This is a genomic window from Paenibacillus baekrokdamisoli, assembly GCF_003945345.1.
GTDB classification, from domain to species: Bacteria; Bacillota; Bacilli; order Paenibacillales; family Paenibacillaceae; genus Paenibacillus_Z; species Paenibacillus_Z baekrokdamisoli.
In genome coordinates this window covers 375751-392063 of record NZ_AP019308.1, presented here as the reverse complement: position 1 = coordinate 392063, position 16313 = coordinate 375751, and the positions used below count along the sequence as shown (strand labels likewise).

At 44.0% G+C, this 16313-nt stretch carries 13 protein-coding genes and 3 pseudogenes; 1 reads left to right on the top strand and 15 read right to left on the bottom strand.

Annotated features, from left to right (window positions below; translation table 11 throughout):
* Positions 1 to 3: 3 nt before the first annotated feature.
* The 9 genes and pseudogenes from EKN16_RS01625 to lpdA all read right to left on the bottom strand — a co-directional run bounded on the left by EKN16_RS01625 (position 4) and on the right by lpdA (position 9771).
* Entirely contained in the window at positions 4 to 1131 is a 1128-nt protein-coding gene (locus EKN16_RS01625) for an ABC transporter ATP-binding protein (protein ID WP_125653406.1), read from the bottom strand.
* Positions 1132 to 1207: 76 nt separating this feature from the next.
* Entirely contained in the window at positions 1208 to 2323 is a 1116-nt protein-coding gene (locus tag EKN16_RS01620; RefSeq protein WP_125653405.1) for a Gfo/Idh/MocA family protein, read from the bottom strand.
* An 81-nt stretch (positions 2324 to 2404) separates the two neighbouring features.
* Positions 2405 to 2560 carry a hypothetical protein gene (locus EKN16_RS31995; protein ID WP_164522632.1) on the bottom strand — a complete coding sequence of 52 codons (156 nt, stop codon included), beginning with the start codon at positions 2558 to 2560 and terminating at the stop codon, positions 2405 to 2407.
* A 70-nt stretch (positions 2561 to 2630) separates the two neighbouring features.
* A complete protein-coding gene (locus tag EKN16_RS01615) occupies positions 2631 to 3872 on the bottom strand; it encodes an ROK family transcriptional regulator (protein WP_125653404.1) in 1242 nt (413 codons plus the stop codon).
* Positions 3873 to 4197: 325 nt separating this feature from the next.
* Positions 4198 to 5658, bottom strand: a complete 1461-nt coding sequence (locus EKN16_RS01610; RefSeq protein ID WP_125653403.1) for a M28 family metallopeptidase — start codon at positions 5656 to 5658, stop codon at positions 4198 to 4200.
* Positions 5659 to 5830: 172 nt separating this feature from the next.
* Positions 5831 to 6051 (bottom strand): annotated as a pseudogene (locus EKN16_RS01605) (glyoxalase); the annotation flags it as partial.
* A gap of 494 nt (positions 6052 to 6545) precedes the next feature.
* Positions 6546 to 7718 (bottom strand): ABC transporter permease, encoded by a 1173-nt coding sequence (locus EKN16_RS01600; protein WP_125653402.1) that lies wholly within the window; start codon positions 7716 to 7718, stop codon positions 6546 to 6548.
* The gene (locus EKN16_RS01595; protein ID WP_125653401.1) at positions 7702 to 8334 is read right to left on the bottom strand and encodes a biotin/lipoyl-containing protein; all 633 of its coding nucleotides are present in this window, start codon (positions 8332 to 8334) and stop codon (positions 7702 to 7704) included. Before EKN16_RS01595 ends, EKN16_RS01600 begins: the two co-directional genes overlap by 17 nt.
* Positions 8335 to 8370: 36 nt before the next feature.
* Positions 8371 to 9771 carry a dihydrolipoyl dehydrogenase gene (lpdA, locus tag EKN16_RS01590; RefSeq protein ID WP_125653400.1) on the bottom strand — a complete coding sequence of 467 codons (1401 nt, stop codon included), beginning with the start codon at positions 9769 to 9771 and terminating at the stop codon, positions 8371 to 8373.
* Between the two features lie 200 nt (positions 9772 to 9971).
* On the opposite strand from lpdA, the gene EKN16_RS01585 reads away from it, so the two are divergent.
* Positions 9972 to 10538 carry a TetR/AcrR family transcriptional regulator gene (locus EKN16_RS01585; RefSeq protein ID WP_125653399.1) on the top strand — a complete coding sequence of 189 codons (567 nt, stop codon included), beginning with the start codon at positions 9972 to 9974 and terminating at the stop codon, positions 10536 to 10538.
* 144 nt (positions 10539 to 10682) lie between these two features.
* Here the strand turns inward: EKN16_RS01585 and EKN16_RS01580 are convergent, their stop codons facing one another.
* From EKN16_RS01580 to EKN16_RS33395, 6 genes and pseudogenes are all read right to left on the bottom strand, one after another.
* Positions 10683 to 11543, bottom strand: coding sequence for a DNA alkylation repair protein (locus tag EKN16_RS01580; protein WP_221226878.1), 861 nt, complete (start codon positions 11541 to 11543; stop codon positions 10683 to 10685).
* Positions 11544 to 11644: 101 nt separating this feature from the next.
* A pseudogene (locus tag EKN16_RS01575) lies at positions 11645 to 12214 on the bottom strand (Crp/Fnr family transcriptional regulator).
* Between the two features lie 401 nt (positions 12215 to 12615).
* Positions 12616 to 13647 carry a Cfr family 23S rRNA (adenine(2503)-C(8))-methyltransferase gene (locus EKN16_RS01570; protein WP_125653398.1) on the bottom strand — a complete coding sequence of 344 codons (1032 nt, stop codon included), beginning with the start codon at positions 13645 to 13647 and terminating at the stop codon, positions 12616 to 12618.
* A gap of 214 nt (positions 13648 to 13861) precedes the next feature.
* The gene (locus EKN16_RS01565) at positions 13862 to 15340 is read right to left on the bottom strand and encodes an Lsa family ABC-F type ribosomal protection protein (RefSeq protein WP_125653397.1); all 1479 of its coding nucleotides are present in this window, start codon (positions 15338 to 15340) and stop codon (positions 13862 to 13864) included.
* 412 nt (positions 15341 to 15752) lie between these two features.
* Complete coding sequence (locus tag EKN16_RS01560) at positions 15753 to 16145, bottom strand: TetR family transcriptional regulator C-terminal domain-containing protein (RefSeq protein ID WP_269462742.1); 393 nt, start codon at positions 16143 to 16145, stop codon at positions 15753 to 15755.
* 45 nt (positions 16146 to 16190) lie between these two features.
* Positions 16191 to 16268, bottom strand: a pseudogene (locus EKN16_RS33395) (TetR/AcrR family transcriptional regulator); the annotation flags it as partial.
* Positions 16269 to 16313 lie beyond the last annotated feature (45 nt).

The following is a 16313-nucleotide window of genomic DNA, read 5'->3' as shown; positions in this document are numbered from 1 at the left end:
GCCTCAACCCCGATCATCCGGCAAACGTTCTTCCGTCTCTGCATGAAACAGCAGCAGCGCCTCCGGATGAAGAACAATCTCAACCTGTTCCCCAATCGCTACACGTTCATAAGCGGGAGCGCGAAAAACGAACGAGTTCTCACCAATATGAACATGAATATATCGATCTGCGCCGACCATTTCACTGAAGAACACATCACCTTTGATCTTCAGCCCATCCGCACCTCCAACGTAATAGTTGGGCAGCGATGAAAATTCAGGGCGAACTCCTAGATAGACCTTTCGATCTGCAAGTTTTAACTCTCTTAAAGTTTCTTCATACCTTTGCGGCAGCTTGAGTGTGAAGCGCTTTGTCGAAAACGTAAAGCCGCTTTTTCCTTGGTCTAGAACGGTCCCCTGTAAAATATTAATTGGCGGTGTACCGATAAAGCCGGCGACAAACAAATTGGCAGGACGTGTATATACTTCCTCAGGCGTTCCGACCTGTTGGATTGTCCCACTCTTCATGATGCAGATCCGTGTGCCCATGGTCATCGCTTCGATCTGGTCATGAGTGACATAGATCGTCGTTGTCGCCAACTGACGATGAAGCTCAACAATTTCCGTACGCATCTGGACACGCAGTCGTGCATCTAGATTGGATAGAGGCTCATCAAGCAAGAACACCTGCGGCTGGCGCACGAGTGCACGGCCGAGCGCTACACGTTGGCGTTGACCACCAGACAATTGGCGTGGTTTGCGTTCCAGCAAATGTTCAATTTCCAGCACCCTAGAGCTCTGTTTAACGGATGAGTCCATGATATGTTTCTCCGTCTTCCGCAGCCGCATCCCAAACGCCATATTTTCATAGACAGACATGTTCGGATAGAGCGCATAGTTCTGGAATACCATGGATATATCGCGCTGTTTTGGAGGGACATCATTTACTATTTTCTCCCCAATATAGATATCACCATCTGAGACACTCTCAAGACCAGCTATCATTCGCAATGTTGTCGATTTGCCGCACCCTGAGGGACCAACCAGCACCATAAATTCACCATCTTCAATTGATAAATTTATACTATTGACAACATTCATGCCGTTTTTTTCGTATCTTTTGATTAGATTATGCAAATGCACGCTAGCCACTTGTTCTCTCCCCCTTTCGGTTTATACCGAGTACTTTTTCGCACAAATAGGAAGCGCTTTCAAATCAATTGCAATTTTATTCATAGCTGATAGGCTGAAACGTTCTCGTATTTGCGGAGGCAGTTGCCTTTAAGCACATCAGAGCGCTGAATAATCCCTCTTCAAGTGGTGTACGTGACTTATCCTCGCCTCGAATGACATCGACGAAATTTCTAATTAGTGCCGAATCACCACCACTGTGTCCGTCTTCAGCAGCAAGCGTTACCGCTATACGCTCCGGTTCTTTATCTTCATGATGGGGATAAATGACGATTTCGCTGGTGTACCAGTCGAATTCCAATGTACCTTTGAAGCCTAGCAGTCTTGCTCCCCGTCTTCCCGCCGCCTTGCGAGCAAAAAAGTTTTGTGTATACACCGCATGCATACCACTTTCATACTCGATAAGTGCGCTTCCCGAGTCTTCATTTCCAGTATCCTCTGCAAAGCAGCATTTCGTACCATAAGGCTGGATAAGTGAGCTCTCAGGACAAGTATTATATTCATTGCAATCCGGACATTCCAAGCCAGCCTCCTTCGTGCCTTTGAATACTTGTTTGGACTTCATTGCAGTAATCCAACGTGCCTTCTCACCCGTAATATAGTTAATGTAATCAAAGTCATGCGTCGCTTTCTGTAAGAACAGCCCGCCTGTAAGCGCTTCATCCCGATACCAGTTGTGAAAATATACGCCACCGTAATAAACATTATTGATCGCTTGAACATGCTCAACCTTACCTATTTTACCTAAGGAAATTTCTTCTTTAACTCTTTTTATTAGCGGTGTGTTGCGGAGCGGGAACGAAACGACAACCTCCGTCCGGCTATTCTCGTATGCATGCTTTAACCGCATCAGGTCTTCAATCGTCGTAGCCACCGGCTTTTCGAGAAAAATCGGAATACCGGCTGGCAGCATTCGAATAGCCAAATCCGTATGTAAGTTACAGCGAGTGCCGATTATAATGCCATCAAGCTTTTCTCTATTCAGCATTTGCTCCGGTGTGTCGTAGAATCTCGTCTCCTCTCCTACCGTCTGTGCAAGCTCCTGCTGGCGTGGATCCGTAATGGCCGCAAGTTCCGTTTCCGGGAATAATTCCTTCATCTGGGCGAATACATAGCCCGCGCGCAATCCATATCCAATAATACCGATTTTCATGCTAAGCCCCCTGATCATATTGTTCTTGTTTCCTGAAATAACTTATTTTGTTTATGATTGTTAGTTAATCATAGTATTTAACTAACTAAAGGTCAATATTTTTTTCATTTGCAGAGATTCCACGTTGTCATGAATCAATAAATGCATGGTTAAAACCCACTTTTGAAGCGTCGTTCGACTGCCTTCCATCACGGTTCCGACGATGAGAGAAAGCTTAATACCCACACTGTTTATCATAGTGTGGGATTCTACGCGTGCTACTCTTGAACGCTTGATTATCGTTACCCTTCGAACATTTACGCGAAACTTAAATCGTTTCGTCTTTACGAAACAATGCTTCCGGAAATTCAAAAAGCTCTTTAATACAGAGTGCTCCAGCTCCGATTAAATGCGCTTCTTCTCCAAGCTCAGAGAATGCAATATGGACCTGCTCTGCTGAAATTGGCAGCGCCTGTTCTTTGACTATTCTCCGCAATTCGCTCAACAGGGGGGCACCAAGCCTCGTCATCTCACCGTGAACAATAATCGCATCTGGATTAAATATATTAACAAGGTTGGTCAACCCTATTGATAAAGAAATTGACAACTCTTTAATAGCAATGCTTTGCGTAACTTTATCGTCAGCTTCAAGTGCATTAACAATATCGTCCATAGTCAATTCTCCATTCTGCTCCAGTGCTTCTGTCAAAATGGCGGATTGATTCGCATACTTTTCCAGCAAGCTAAGCAGCGCCGATGTAGACGAATGCATTTCCCAGCAACCGCGATTTCCACAATGGCATTGTGCGCCATCACGTTCTATGACCATATGCCCGACTTCGCCAAAGCTATTACTAGCACCGCGAATCAACTGCTCATCGATAATTATGCCAGCTCCTATTCCCTCTTCCGTAAGCAAATTCAATGTCGTTCCAGCTGCACCAGTTAAACCAAACCATTTCTCACCCAATGCCAAGTTATTGCACTCATTATCAATCCATGCGGGGATATCATACTCTTTTATCCAGATATCTCCAAATGACTCTTGCTCTAATACCGGCATATTGATCGATCTAAGCACCTTGCCTGTTTTGAAGTCAACGACTCCCGGGCACCCTAATCCAATACCGAGCAAAAAAATATGACGTCGGCGCGCCTCATCAACACATTCCTTGATAAGGCTATCCAGAATGGACATCATTGTATGAATTTGCACCTTAGGCTTCAAAGGACAATCTACTCTGAATAATATATTCGCTTCCAAATCCATCAGTGCTGCCTGTATGCTTCGCACCCCTATATGAATGCCAATGATCCCTCTACCAGTTGGGTTGAAAGTAAATATTTTAGGGCGTTTCCCACCTTGTCCGGTTGATGAACCCATACCTTTATATTTAATAAAGCCTTCATGAACCATCTCATCGATAAGTGTGGATACGGTTGGAGCGCTGAAGCCCAGCTGTTTCTCGATTTCAGGCTTAGTCACTTCTCCGCGCTGGCGCACAAATTGCAGTAAGTGTAATTTATTGCTCAATCGAATATCCGTCGTACGCAAAGTTTGGGGCAACATCTAATACCCTCCTAGTTGGATGAGAGCAATTATTTATTTAATAAATGCTCTTGAAAAAATGAAAAGATCGAATCTAAATTTATTATCTAATAATAATGAACAGTCTAAAGGAATCACGGGTTTCTTTCAAGTTATGTTTATTTAGGACAAAAATAACACAAACATGAGATTGGGTAACTAGGCAATATTGTAATCAGCTAGCATGTAATTGAATTACAGCATATAACCAGCTGTTATCTCCATTTTACTCCTTTAGACTCTCTAAATCTATCGTATTCGTTAACTCTATTTCACGGAGTCACATTATAGTCTGCCGCCGCTGTTATTACTCCTCTTTTACAAGCAATCCCAATAAGCTAAAGCTTGGCGGCTCCGGTTTTCCTAATTCCTCCGTTTTTGCATTATCGATGGCGGATACTACCTTTGTAAAGGTTTCAATCTGCTCATACATAAGGTCTAAATCAATTTTATCAATATGCCCATTGTCGCCTACTGCACAAAGGTAATCGGGGCCCGGCACGAGTGATATAGTTGGAATGTTTGCTTCATACAGAGGCTGACCTTCTCCAAAATAAAATTTACCTTTAGGCTTTAAGGTTATTGTTCTGACTTTTGTTCGTCCTTGAATGCAGGTTAGATATATGCTGTCCATGGCCTGATTAGCAGTAAATACTAATTCATTATCAATCTCATTTGTAAACTTATATGCTGCATGCTGGTCATCATCTTTCCACTCTGTACATCCCAGGTGTTCGATAGTAATTCCTGCTACCGCTTTCTTATTTGTTCCTTCTCCATTCCAAAGCTCAGGATGGTCCTTCAGCCATCTAGTTGTAGCTTGCCCCTTAATTCCAAATTGAGGTATTTGAAAATGCCCGGTTACAAAAACAAAAACGATACTTCTATTGCGCTGCTCTTTAGGAATTTGCGAAAAATATTTAGCTATGGCAAGTAAGGCAATCCCCCCATTTTCCTCACAAGCGTTAGGGCCATCCGTGTGGGTATTTACAATTATCGTCTCCGCATTATTCATGCCAGGCAGCGTAGCATATATAGTATCACTCTTGGCTTTATTATCCATTTCTGAATGTAGGATTAGTTTAGCTTTAGCTTTTCTCATAGCTAGTTGTTTAAGTTTTTCTCCATCCTCTTTTCCTACCCATAATGCTGGACATTTTTTATGATCGGTTGTAAATGGCAGGTACTGTCCTCTTGCGTTTTCATTAGAAATATTTTTCCACACACATATAACACCAAGCACTCCTGCTTTTTCTGCTTCTTTAAGCTTCGGCCCATTTAGCACAGCACCAAATAAAGGGTGATACACCCTTTTAGGTAACGCAGCCGTTTCTTTAGGATAATTGGACCTTTTTTTGAAAAATAGTCTTGTCGGAAGCTTAGGTATGGATACTTCAACAATGGCAATCTTACCAGCAGCCTTATTGAAATTTTTAGACCCTTTTCCACAATAGACCAACTCACCAATAACACCATCTGGTGATGTTTCTCCAGAATAGGGATAATAAAAAGCAACAGGAACTTGTTCAAAACTTCCATCCTCATTCAACACGGACAATCCCCAACTTTTTGCTTCCCATTTCTTGAATATATGCTGATCTCTATTAACTTCCAGACCGATTTTCTCTAATTCCATCTGAAAACAATTGATAAGATTTTCATGTGCCAAACTACCAGTAAGTCTAGGTCCAAAGTTGTTAATACTCTGCTGCCAATCCCATATTTCTTGTTTGTTTGATAGAATAGTATGATCTATGTTTATATTCATTTCGTTAACTCCTTTCTATCATTCTAAATTTCCTAATATTCAATATATGAAACCTCAATTGAGACCATTCAAGGATGAGCGAACGCGCGGATTAGAGGTAAGCTTTATTGGTATCAATCCCTCTAAGCTAATGAGCCATATATGGATTATACATGAGTAAGAATGTTGATAAAGTATCAATATCATCTACTTCAATCGATAGATCAGGCGTAGGCGTTTGGGAGCCTCCCTCTGAGGCGAAACTAATTTGGATGCCCATTTCCTCACGCGAGCCGTAAGTTGCGATCCAGCCATTATCCATCAATAAATCGAGGCCGAGTACGCCTGGTAAAAGCATTTAGCTGCCGTAATGTCCTGTGTATCTATATTGCAAACGATTCGTTTGACCTTCATTTCTAACCTCCGTTCATTCCGATGCTTATTATCTCAGTCTACAACTTTATTGGCTCAACACCAAAACTAGTGATTGACGACGAAGGTAATCAAATGATGAGCGGACAGGAGAGATCTTATTTCAGTCCAATCGCTGCATGTAGGGGGATTAAAGGACAGAGAAGACGCTATTCTCCAGTAAATCATCTGAAATCAGCTAATATTTAGTTGATAGCGGATCCTGTGTCCGCTGAACTTGTTTGGAGTCGTGTTTGGATCTGAATAGCGGTTCCACAGTCCGCTCAGCAACGGGCCTGTAACAAAATAGTCAACCACTGCTCCTCCGTGAGAAGCATTTTCATCGATGTCTTTTCTCTCCACTGCGTCCGCGCGGGCGAACCCATTGGGGTTCATCTCCCCCCTAGATAATCCACCAAAACGAAAAAACCACTTCTTAAATGAAGTGGTTAAATTTATTGGTTTGGTGGAGCCTAGCACCCGGCTACTACATATATTTAACTGCTGACCGGAATAACGTCCGAATCTACACGCGGTTCCCGGCTGGGATAAGCTTTCCCTGCTTCCCGTAATACCAGCAATCCAATTAACAAGGACACAACACCAATAATGATCAGCAGTGCCCCTATCTCTTGACTGTAGGCTGTTAGCGCCCCATCCCGAAAAGCCATCCCGCGTATAAGGCGGTTAAGCCAGTTCATAGGCAATGCCCATGCAAAGATTTGAAAGGGTTCCGGAAACGCAAGCGGAGTCAGTTGAATTCCCGTAGATAGAAACGAGGGATACAATACGAAGCTGGTCCGTAAATTGACTTTTGATTGGTCTTTGGCAGAATAACCGATCAACAATCCCATGAGTGCCAAGGCAAAGGCATAAACTAGCAATGGGATGATAAAGAGATAAGGCTCTGCTTCAAACCGCATTCCCACCACCTGCTTTAATAATCCATAGCATAAGAGCAGCGAGAGGGAAGTCAGGACGGCGTAAGGTACACAACGAATCCAAAGCTGCACAGGCGATTTACCATTTGCAAAGAGCTCCCCTTCCTTACGCAAGCGAGGTACAATCCAGCCTGCTGCGCTTGTTGTAATCAGCAAAGCCACGATATTCACAAATCCAAGTACCATAAAGCCGACATAACTTGTGGTCGGATTAAAAAGCATCCGCTGCTGAAGGGACAATGGAGATACAAGCCCTTTGGATGTTTCGGCATCCATCCCTTTTTGACCCAGACGGGTCATGGAAAGGGTCATATTTTCTGTTACGATGACTTCCTGAATTGCGGTTCGGATGCCGGTTAGCCCTGAGGGCATGGTGTTATCCATTAAGATGCCGATATTCGTTGATAGCCCCTGCTGCTGACGCTGCTCCAACTGTTTGGGAAGCATGATGACCGCTACTGCCTTCTCGTTTGCCAGCAGTGTTTCTGGGGCCAGGCGGCTGGAGTATACGTTCGTGACGTTCATATATTGGGAGGCATCGATTTTGGAAATCAGCTGCCGCGAATACGAGCTGTGATCCTCATCAATAACAACAACAGGTGATTCGCTGATTTGATTCTTCGAAAACATCAATCCAAAAAACAAGGCCGCGACAAGCGGACCGATAAAGATCAGGCGAAGATACTTGCTTCCCGCTACGTACTTCCACTCGTCAATCAGCGAGTTCATCAAGTTTCACCTCCGCAGTCATACCCGGAAGCAGATCCGCATTCGAGTCCATGGATATTCGGACAAGGAACATACTTATATCTGCTTGTCCTTTCTCACGTGTCATGCGCAAGCTCGCAAATTGAGGGGCGGCGGAGATCGAAGTAACAACACCATCGACCTGAGCTGGAAGATCCAAATACGGAAAATGAACAGCAACGCTTTGATTAACCTTAAGCTTTTGGATTTCACTTTCCTGAATGTAGAGGTCTGTATAATAGGTATTCTTTTGCAGAACCGCAACCGGCATTCCTTGCAGCAGCTGCTCCCCCGGCTTTACAGCAATCCTGTTGATCAGTCCGTCGTCCGGCGCGAGTACATCCACTTCTCCTCCTTCAGCTGATTTAACCTTCAATAGCACCTCTCCCTGTTTCACGGAATCACCTACAGTCGCATTGACCTTTACAATCGACCCTGGGCTCTTCTGATAAAATATTGTCGTCTGCTCCGCCTCAAGCACACCCTGCTTTCTACTCTCAGCCTGGCTAACAGCATCCTTACCTTTAGCAGCTAGAAGCGAACCTCCAGCGATCAGCACAATCGCCATCCCGATATAAAATCCCACTTTTATCTTCATCCTTCTATCTCTCCCTTTTCCTAAATTTATATGTTGTTAAGACTGCTGCTCTTTTTTTCTTTTCATCATCATTTTTCTGACCGTGTTCTCGGCAGCCTCCATAATCACTTCTCCCAATGTGGGATGGGGATGAATCGTCATAGCCAAGTCCTCCACGGTTGCCCCCATCTCGATGGCAAGAGCAAGCTCCGATATGAGTGTTGACGCCTCCACGCCAACAATTTGCGCACCAATCACGATTCCTGATGTCGGGTCCGCCACAATTTTGACAAACCCTTCCGCTGCCTGCAGCGCCAATGCTCTGCCGTTAATCGCGAATGAGGATTTGCCAGTGATAACTGGGATTGTTTTTGCCTCTGCTTCCGTTTCACTTAGACCAACGCTGGCCAGCTCTGGATCAGAAAAGACGACGAGCGGAATGGCTTTGTAATCAACCTTTGCAGCTTGACCTGCAATGGCTTCTGCCGCAATTTTGGCTTCATAGGAAGCCTTGTGGGCAAGTGCCGGACCAGCCGTAATATCTCCAATTGCAAAAATATGCGGAATAGCTGTTCTGCACTGTTCGTCTGTGTCAATCAGTCCCCTGCTCGTAACCGGCAAGCCTATGCGCTCCAGCCCTAAACTCCCGTCTGTATTCGCTTTTCTTCCGATAGTGACTAACGCATATGCCGCAGTAACATGATGCTGTTCCTGATTTTTCGAATAATGCAGCGTAATAGTATCCGCGTCCTGCACCATTTTCTCAGCTGTTGCACCCGATACAATGTTAATACCATCAGCTTTCAACTGCTTGACTACAGGGGCCGCAAGATCCGCCTCGAATCCCGACAGCACTTGTCCTCCTCCCTCGAGAATCGTCACCTTTGTTCCAAACTTGGCATACATCTGGCCGAGCTCGACTCCAATATATCCACCGCCAATAATAACCAGGCTGGTCGGAATCTCAGGAAGCAATAGAGCTTCTGTGGAAGACAAAATACGCCCGCCGAACGGAAATGCTTGCAGCTCAGTGGGACGAGATCCCGTTGCCAGTATGGCGTACTTAAAGGAAATCGTTTGTTCCCGTCCAGTTGATTTAATAATGGCTGTATGTTCATCAACCAAGCTTGCCTCTCCTTCCAGAATGCTCACTCCGGCAGTCTTCAACAAATAACTCACTCCGTCTGCCTGCTTATTCACAATCCCCTGCTTGAAAGCTTGTGCATGCTCAAATGATGCTGCTGTTGCCTTATTCCACTGTCGGAGCAAATCATAGCGATGCGCTTCTGCAATCAATGCTTTGGATGGAATGCAGCCAACATGCGTACAGACTCCGCCAAGATGGCTGCGTTCGACAATCGCTGTCTTCATGCCAAGCTGTGAAGATCGTAGAGCCGCCGCATAACCTCCTGGACCAGATCCAATTACAAGCGTTTCTACGGATTCAAGCTTACTCATATCCTGACACCTCCTGTTGAATTAAGTTCTCTAAAATATGATGAACATAATATATTATAATCATCATATTTTAGAATCGTCAACAGCCCTGCTTATTCTTTCTTCAGAAGCTAACAGTTGCAAGAAAGAACATTGACATGATTTATTATGACGACTATAATATTTTGAAAATAAGATTATAAAGCTGCGGAGTGATTGCGATGCCTTATCCCAAAGGCCATAAGATGAAAGTGCGGAGCAAGATCGTTGAAAGTGCTGCCCAGGCTTTTCGCACGAATGGTATCCGTGACATAAGCGTTCCGTTCATTATGAAGGGGGCGGGGCTAACTCATGGAGGGTTTTATGCACACTTTGACAACAAAGAGCAGCTGGTCGCCGAAGCCTGCCGGTATGCCATCAGCGATACCATCGCACTTCTGCAGGAAGCCGCTGATCAGGAGAAGCAGAACCCCAAAATCCATGCTGTCATTGATTACTATTTAAGTCCGTATCACCGCGACAGAACGGAGATGGGCTGCATTCTTCCTGCCCTTTCTAGCGAAATATCCCGTTCTTCAGAAGAGGTTCGGCAGGTATTCACCCATGAACTGGAGCGGATGATTGCTTTTATCTCCGATCTGGCGGAAATTGACGCGGCCAAGGGCAGCGCACTGCTCAGTACCATGGTCGGCTCTCTTGTGCTTGCACGGTCTGTTAATGATCCTGAACTGAGCAGCAGCCTTCTCTCAGCGGGTAAGCAGCATGCCAAAGAGCTGGTTATGACCTAGTCTTGTCCAAACGCCGTACGCTGTTCAAGCCTTAGATGCTGCTTGATCCATATTCTCCAGAATGGGGTTCGCCCATATGGCCCCCTCCACAAACACAAAAAACACGCCTTCATTAGACGTGTTAAAATTTGTGTTTGGTGGAGTCTAAAGGGATAATCCCTTATTTTTTATTAAGCTTCTCCTGGCTCGAGTCACGATCCGCTTCGTTTCCTTCGTATCCGAAGTTTCCAGCCACTCATCACAAAACTGAAGCACCCAATCAGGATTGGTTTTACTAGCATCATTCAACCAATTCCCTACGGAGTCCTGAACATATTTAGCCGGGTCGGATATAACAGCTTCTAAAAGCGAACGCACCATACCCGGATTCTCTTTTAATTCGGGAATATGTTTAGCCCAAACGCCTTGTGGGCGGGTCGATTCGATAGCAAATCTCCTGATATTCGCATCTTGGTCATGCACCCAATCGTTCAAAATATCAATCGAACTCATTAATTCCTTGGAGATCGATTCCCTAAGGGCCATCCATGCAATCTCGCGCACGCCAAAATGGGGATCTGCAGCAAACGGGCGAATAGATGTCAATTTCTTCTCTAAGCTTAAACGTCGATCAAGCCCGACGATATAAGCAGCCCAGCAGCGAACACTATCTGAAGGATGAGTGGCTAGCGCATCGTAGATTCGGGAACGTTCCTCTTCCGATTTGCGATCCATTAGATTCAGCCATTCTCTTGCAATATCTGGTATTATTTTCATAATCTTCATTTCGTTCAGATCATTTAGCCTATGTATTATTGAATCTGACTCTCCTTGCAAACCGAGCTCATAAAGAACGTTCTTCAGCAGTAAGATATGATTGACAGCCAGCCATTCTGTCAGATTAACCGTCTGCAGCTGTCCCTTCTGAAGCAGTTTGACCACTTCATCCGGAATATCACCTATCTTTCGAGCTCCTTTGCGCTGTAAAATTGTGTCGGAAAACAGAATCCCCTTCTCATTATCCATGTATCTCTTCCCTCACCTTCGATTGCATCATCTCTCCGCAACATATATTTTGCTGGCAGTTATACGATACTTCTTTTTCCCAAAAAAAGATGTAATTTGGTTTACAAATACGTTTTATTTCTTTCCAATAGCTTTTCTCGATGGATATAAATCGTTTTAAATCCTGTCTTAATGACTTCTTCTTTAACAAGTTCCTGTAAGGACAAAGTGACCGCTTCTCTCGTTGCTCCAACTAAATTGGCGATATCTTGATAACTCTTCAGACAGCTTCATAAGAGCGTACAGAACTTTATCATGTAGATTTCCAAGAGCCAGATTTTGCGTCAAATGACTCATACCGATAACTCGATCACTTCTTTCAATAACGTCATCATAAATCGAGGCCGTTGAATTAAAAAACTTTCAAATCTATCCTTATTCATTAGACAAATATGGCTTTCTTCTAACGTTTCAATATAATGATCTCGTGTACCGAATGAAATGATATCCATTTCACCAAACACGTTTCCTTCATTGAGTATATCTGAAGTAAATTGCTTACCTTCAGCACCCAGCTTATACAGTCGTACCTTCCCTTTTTTCACAAAATAAAGCCCTTCTGAAAAAGTTTCTGGTGTTTGAATAAACGTTTTTTTCGGAGAGGAGCTGTTTATATGCAACCCGAAACTAATGAAATCTGCGTAACCACAAGCGAATCTACCCCATCATCTATTCAGCTTGAGAACCCCATGAAAGCATTTGTGTGCTCAAATTCCCTGTACGGCAAGGCACGTTTTCATAGTTGTTGATATATACAGTACACAAGGTTGATGATAATCAAGCTTTTTTTCACAATTGGAGAGAAAAAACGCTTAGCCCCACATGTATAAGTATACACGATATACAGTTCACTGATTACCCTCCGCTCCCGGTGTAGGTTCTGATAAGGATATAAATTAAAATGAAAAACCGCCTTTTCAGGCGGTTAGTATGATGTTAAACGACACAAATGTTCCTCTTCAGTAACTGTTGCACCAAGAGCCAAACCGTATTTAGATGCTGCTTTGAAATCACTGACCATGAATCGAGTTCGTTAATTAGTTCCATATAGTTGACCACAGGCAGCATTAATATCAGTTCCAAATTGGGTTCGGACAGTGAAATTGATTTCCCTTGATTTTAATATCCGAACGAACGTTTTGACGCGGCTTTGATCGGATTGACTGTAGTTTTGAGGCGTTACGTCGGTAGAATTGTAAGGAATCAAGTTGACATGGTATAGATGCTCCCCGAACCCTCTTCCACGCAAGAGAGCCGCAACGGCTTCCGCATGTTCAGTTGAATCGTTTACCCCTCTAAGTAAAATATACGCGATGTACACCTTCCTCTTTGTCTGCCGGATATGTTGGTCCAACACTTTCATCACGTCATGGAGCGGGAACCGGTTGTTAATTGGCATTAGCTCGCTCCGTTGATTGTCGAACGGTGAATGCAGCGAAAAGGTCAGGTTAACCTGTGGAAAGTCCATCATGAGTCTTTCGATTCCCGGCAAGATTCCGATGGTAGAAACCGTAATTCTTCGATGCCCCAAACCGAAAAGGTGCTTGTCGGTAAGTATCGTCAGAGCATCGAAGATATGCGGGTTTGCCAGTGCCTCCCCCATTCCCATAAAAGAGACGCTGTCTAATGCATGGCCATTCAAGTGAAAGTACATCAATTGGTCGGTGATTTCATCGGCCGTAAGATTTCGTTTTAGGCCGATTGTGCCTGTAGCGCAAAATTGGCAGCCGAACCCGCATCCGCACTGGGTGGAAATGCAATAAGATTTCCATCCTCGCTGATAGCTTAACTGGACGGCCTCTACGCGCTCGTCGCCTGCTATTGCAAACAGCACCTTACTCACCTGGCTCGATGTTTTTTCCAATACCGGCGTGACGCTGGACACTTGGTAGCCAATGGCCCGGATCAATTCGTCGCGTAATGCCTTGGGCAGCATTGTCATCCGTTCAAATTCACCAATTCTCTGTTTGAAAATCGCTTCCGCGATTTGAAGATAACGGTAAGTGGGCAGTTTCATATCCTGCAGAATCTGCCGTATGGTTTCATATTTCGATGTTGGTTTCATGTTTTCTCCTTATAGCCGGAGAAAATACGAAGCGCTTTACATAGGAATCGCTACGTGCATCTATCGATTGATGGATAAATCTCCGGCTTCCGTTTCGTTTTGTCGTGAACCGTGTCAATGGACTGTGACCGGTTCACATAAACATCTACAACCTCAATCATCATTTTCATCCTCCTAAATTTTGGACAGTCTGAATCGACGGTTCGTAACCGTATTATAGTTCTACGATTTTAGTCGCGATATTTTTGCTAAATTGGCTGTCATGCTCTACAAAAAGAATGGTTGGCGAATGTTCAAGGAGCAACTCTTCGATTTGCATACGGGAAATGATGTCGATAAAATTCAGCGGTTCGTCCCAGATATGCAAATGAACATCCTCGCAAAGGCTTTTCGCAATGAGTACCTTCTTCTTCTGACCGCCGCTGAAGGAGCCTATGTCCTTATCGAACTGCACTCGGGAAAAATCAAGCTTTCTTAAAATAGCTTTGAACAGGCTTTCATCGATCCCGTTGCTTCTTGCGTAGTCCGATAAATTGCCCTGTAAATGCGTGGTGTCCTGCGAAACATAGGAAATTTTAAGCTGGCTTCCCTTTCTAAACGTGCCGGAAAAGGAGATATCCTCACCGCAAATCAGCTTGAGAATACTTGATTTACCGGATCCGTTTGGCCCCAAAAGCGCTATGCGCTCCCCTTGCTCAATGGTAAAGTTTATATCGCTGCAAACCATTCTCCCGCCGTAATGAATCGAAACATGATCAAGTTCGACCAGTTGGTTTTTATGGTAAGCAAGCTGCGAGATTTTCAGGCTTTCCGAGCTTTCAACATTTTTCAGGAGCTTGGATTTATCCTCGATCGCGGATTGCTCTCTGTGCTCGATCGATTTCGATCGTTTCATCATTTTGGCGGCTTTATGACCAATGTAACCCTTGTCGACCTTGGAGCCTGAATTGCGTATGCCGTTTTTCGTTTTCTCCACTTCGTCAGACCAGTTGCTCGTTCGTTTTGCCGCATCAGTCAGCCGTTTAATGTCTTTTCTCAGCTTTTCGTTCTCGGCCTGCTCAAAATTGTCCTGCCTTTGTTTATTATCCCACCAGTCGGAAAAATTTCCTTTCTGAACTTCGATGTCGGTCTTGTTGATCGAAAGTATATGGTCCACGCAGTTGTCGAGAAATGCTCTGTCGTGAGAGACCAAAATAAATCCGTGTTTCGTGTTCAGATAGTCGCTGACAAGTTTCCGGGCATGCAGGTCAAGATGATTGGTCGGTTCATCGATGAGAAGAAAACTGTTTTCCTTCAGAAATAAGGCTGCCAGAAGCACTTTCGTTTGCTCGCCGTAGGACAAGGAATCGAAGGGCCGATATAAAATGTCCTCTGACACCTTCAGCAACGAAAGTTCACGAATTAGCTGCCATTGCTGATAGTCCGGATAAATGTCGTGGACGACATCCATGGTATTGTATTCCTTGTGATCGACTTGGAAAGGGAAATATTCAAAGTCAACATTGGCTGAAATGGTTCCGCTGTATTCATATTTGCCGAGCAACAGATTGAGAAATGTGGTCTTTCCTCGTCCGTTTCTTCCCGTAAATCCTAATTTCCAATCGGTATCGATTTGAAAGCTTACGTTCTCGAAGATATCATCATAGCTGTTGTCATAGGCAAACGTCAGGTTCGTTACTTTGATTAATGACATGTCGGATTCTTACCTCCTATATAAAAATAAATGAGCCACAAGAAAGTTACCTTTCTTGTGGCTCAAACAAATATAGCAAATCCAACCTTAAGCAGGGCTGGAATGGATATATTGATTGAGTGAAAAGAATAAGTAACTTTCTTGCTAATAAAGAATAAATCAGGAACTCACTGGTTTATTCTTAATAACTGAGCAAGAAATATTACATTATCCTCTTCAACTCCAATCGTATAAGTTAAAAGATACCTTATCATAAACGTCATTTTTTTTCAATCTTCTTATAAGATCCATTTTACAAAAACAGCTTAATTAATAAAGCCGCCATCCATAACTTTAGCTCCCTTGGAGGCTAATATTACTGCAGTTGATTTACCCTGCAAAATAGGTCCGGTCTGAGCGAGCTTTGAGCCTATCATTCCACCACCGCAGCATCCATGAGACGAACGGCATTCCAACAGGAACGGATTGCTTCGATTATGCTGTCGTCGGTTAATTCGAGGACACCATGCAGATGAGCTTTCAATATGTAAACAAAAGAACCGTAATGCATGTGCACCATCATTCCCGGATTCATAGGAATAAACAGCTTCTGCTGAATTGCTTCTTCGTACAACTTGTTCATTGGCCCGCACCAACCGCCGGTATAGACAGCCTGTTTCACCTCGTCATGAATGTAAGGCGAGAACGAATATTGCTCAATAAATTGAAAGCCATGTGGATATTTTTTACCCAATTCAATAACCCGGTTCCAACCCAACTCGAACTTTTCACGAATCGTTCTGCCCTGCAATAAGCCATCACGCACATACTCTCCGTTAAACGTTACAATCGCTTTGTACAACTCGTTAACAATATCTTCTTTGCTTAGAAAATAGTGATAAATACTCCTCGTCGATACACCAGATTCCTTTGCGATTAACGCCATTGAGGTAGCCTGTAATTCCTTCCGATTGTGTTACGTAATGATCCGTTT

Bases quoted from the DNA above. Each gene is read 5' to 3' on its own strand.
- EKN16_RS01580 (WP_221226878.1), bottom strand. From the start codon at position 11,543: ATGGATAATGAGAAGGGGATTCTGTTTTCCGACACAATTTTACAGCGC.
- EKN16_RS01600 (WP_125653402.1), bottom strand. From the start codon at position 7,718: ATGAACTCGCTGATTGACGAGTGGAAGTACGTAGCGGGAAGCAAGTAT.
- EKN16_RS01615 (WP_125653404.1), bottom strand. From the start codon at position 3,872: ATGTTGCCCCAAACTTTGCGTACGACGGATATTCGATTGAGCAATAAA.
- EKN16_RS01595 (WP_125653401.1), bottom strand. From the start codon at position 8,334: ATGAAGATAAAAGTGGGATTTTATATCGGGATGGCGATTGTGCTGATC.
- EKN16_RS01585 (WP_125653399.1), top strand. From the start codon at position 9,972: ATGCCTTATCCCAAAGGCCATAAGATGAAAGTGCGGAGCAAGATCGTT.
- EKN16_RS01620 (WP_125653405.1), bottom strand. From the start codon at position 2,323: ATGAAAATCGGTATTATTGGATATGGATTGCGCGCGGGCTATGTATTC.
- EKN16_RS01565 (WP_125653397.1), bottom strand. From the start codon at position 15,340: ATGTCATTAATCAAAGTAACGAACCTGACGTTTGCCTATGACAACAGC.
- EKN16_RS31995 (WP_164522632.1), bottom strand. From the start codon at position 2,560: ATGATAAACAGTGTGGGTATTAAGCTTTCTCTCATCGTCGGAACCGTG.
- lpdA (WP_125653400.1), bottom strand. From the start codon at position 9,771: ATGAGTAAGCTTGAATCCGTAGAAACGCTTGTAATTGGATCTGGTCCA.
- EKN16_RS01570 (WP_125653398.1), bottom strand. From the start codon at position 13,647: ATGAAACCAACATCGAAATATGAAACCATACGGCAGATTCTGCAGGAT.
- EKN16_RS01610 (WP_125653403.1), bottom strand. From the start codon at position 5,658: ATGAATATAAACATAGATCATACTATTCTATCAAACAAACAAGAAATA.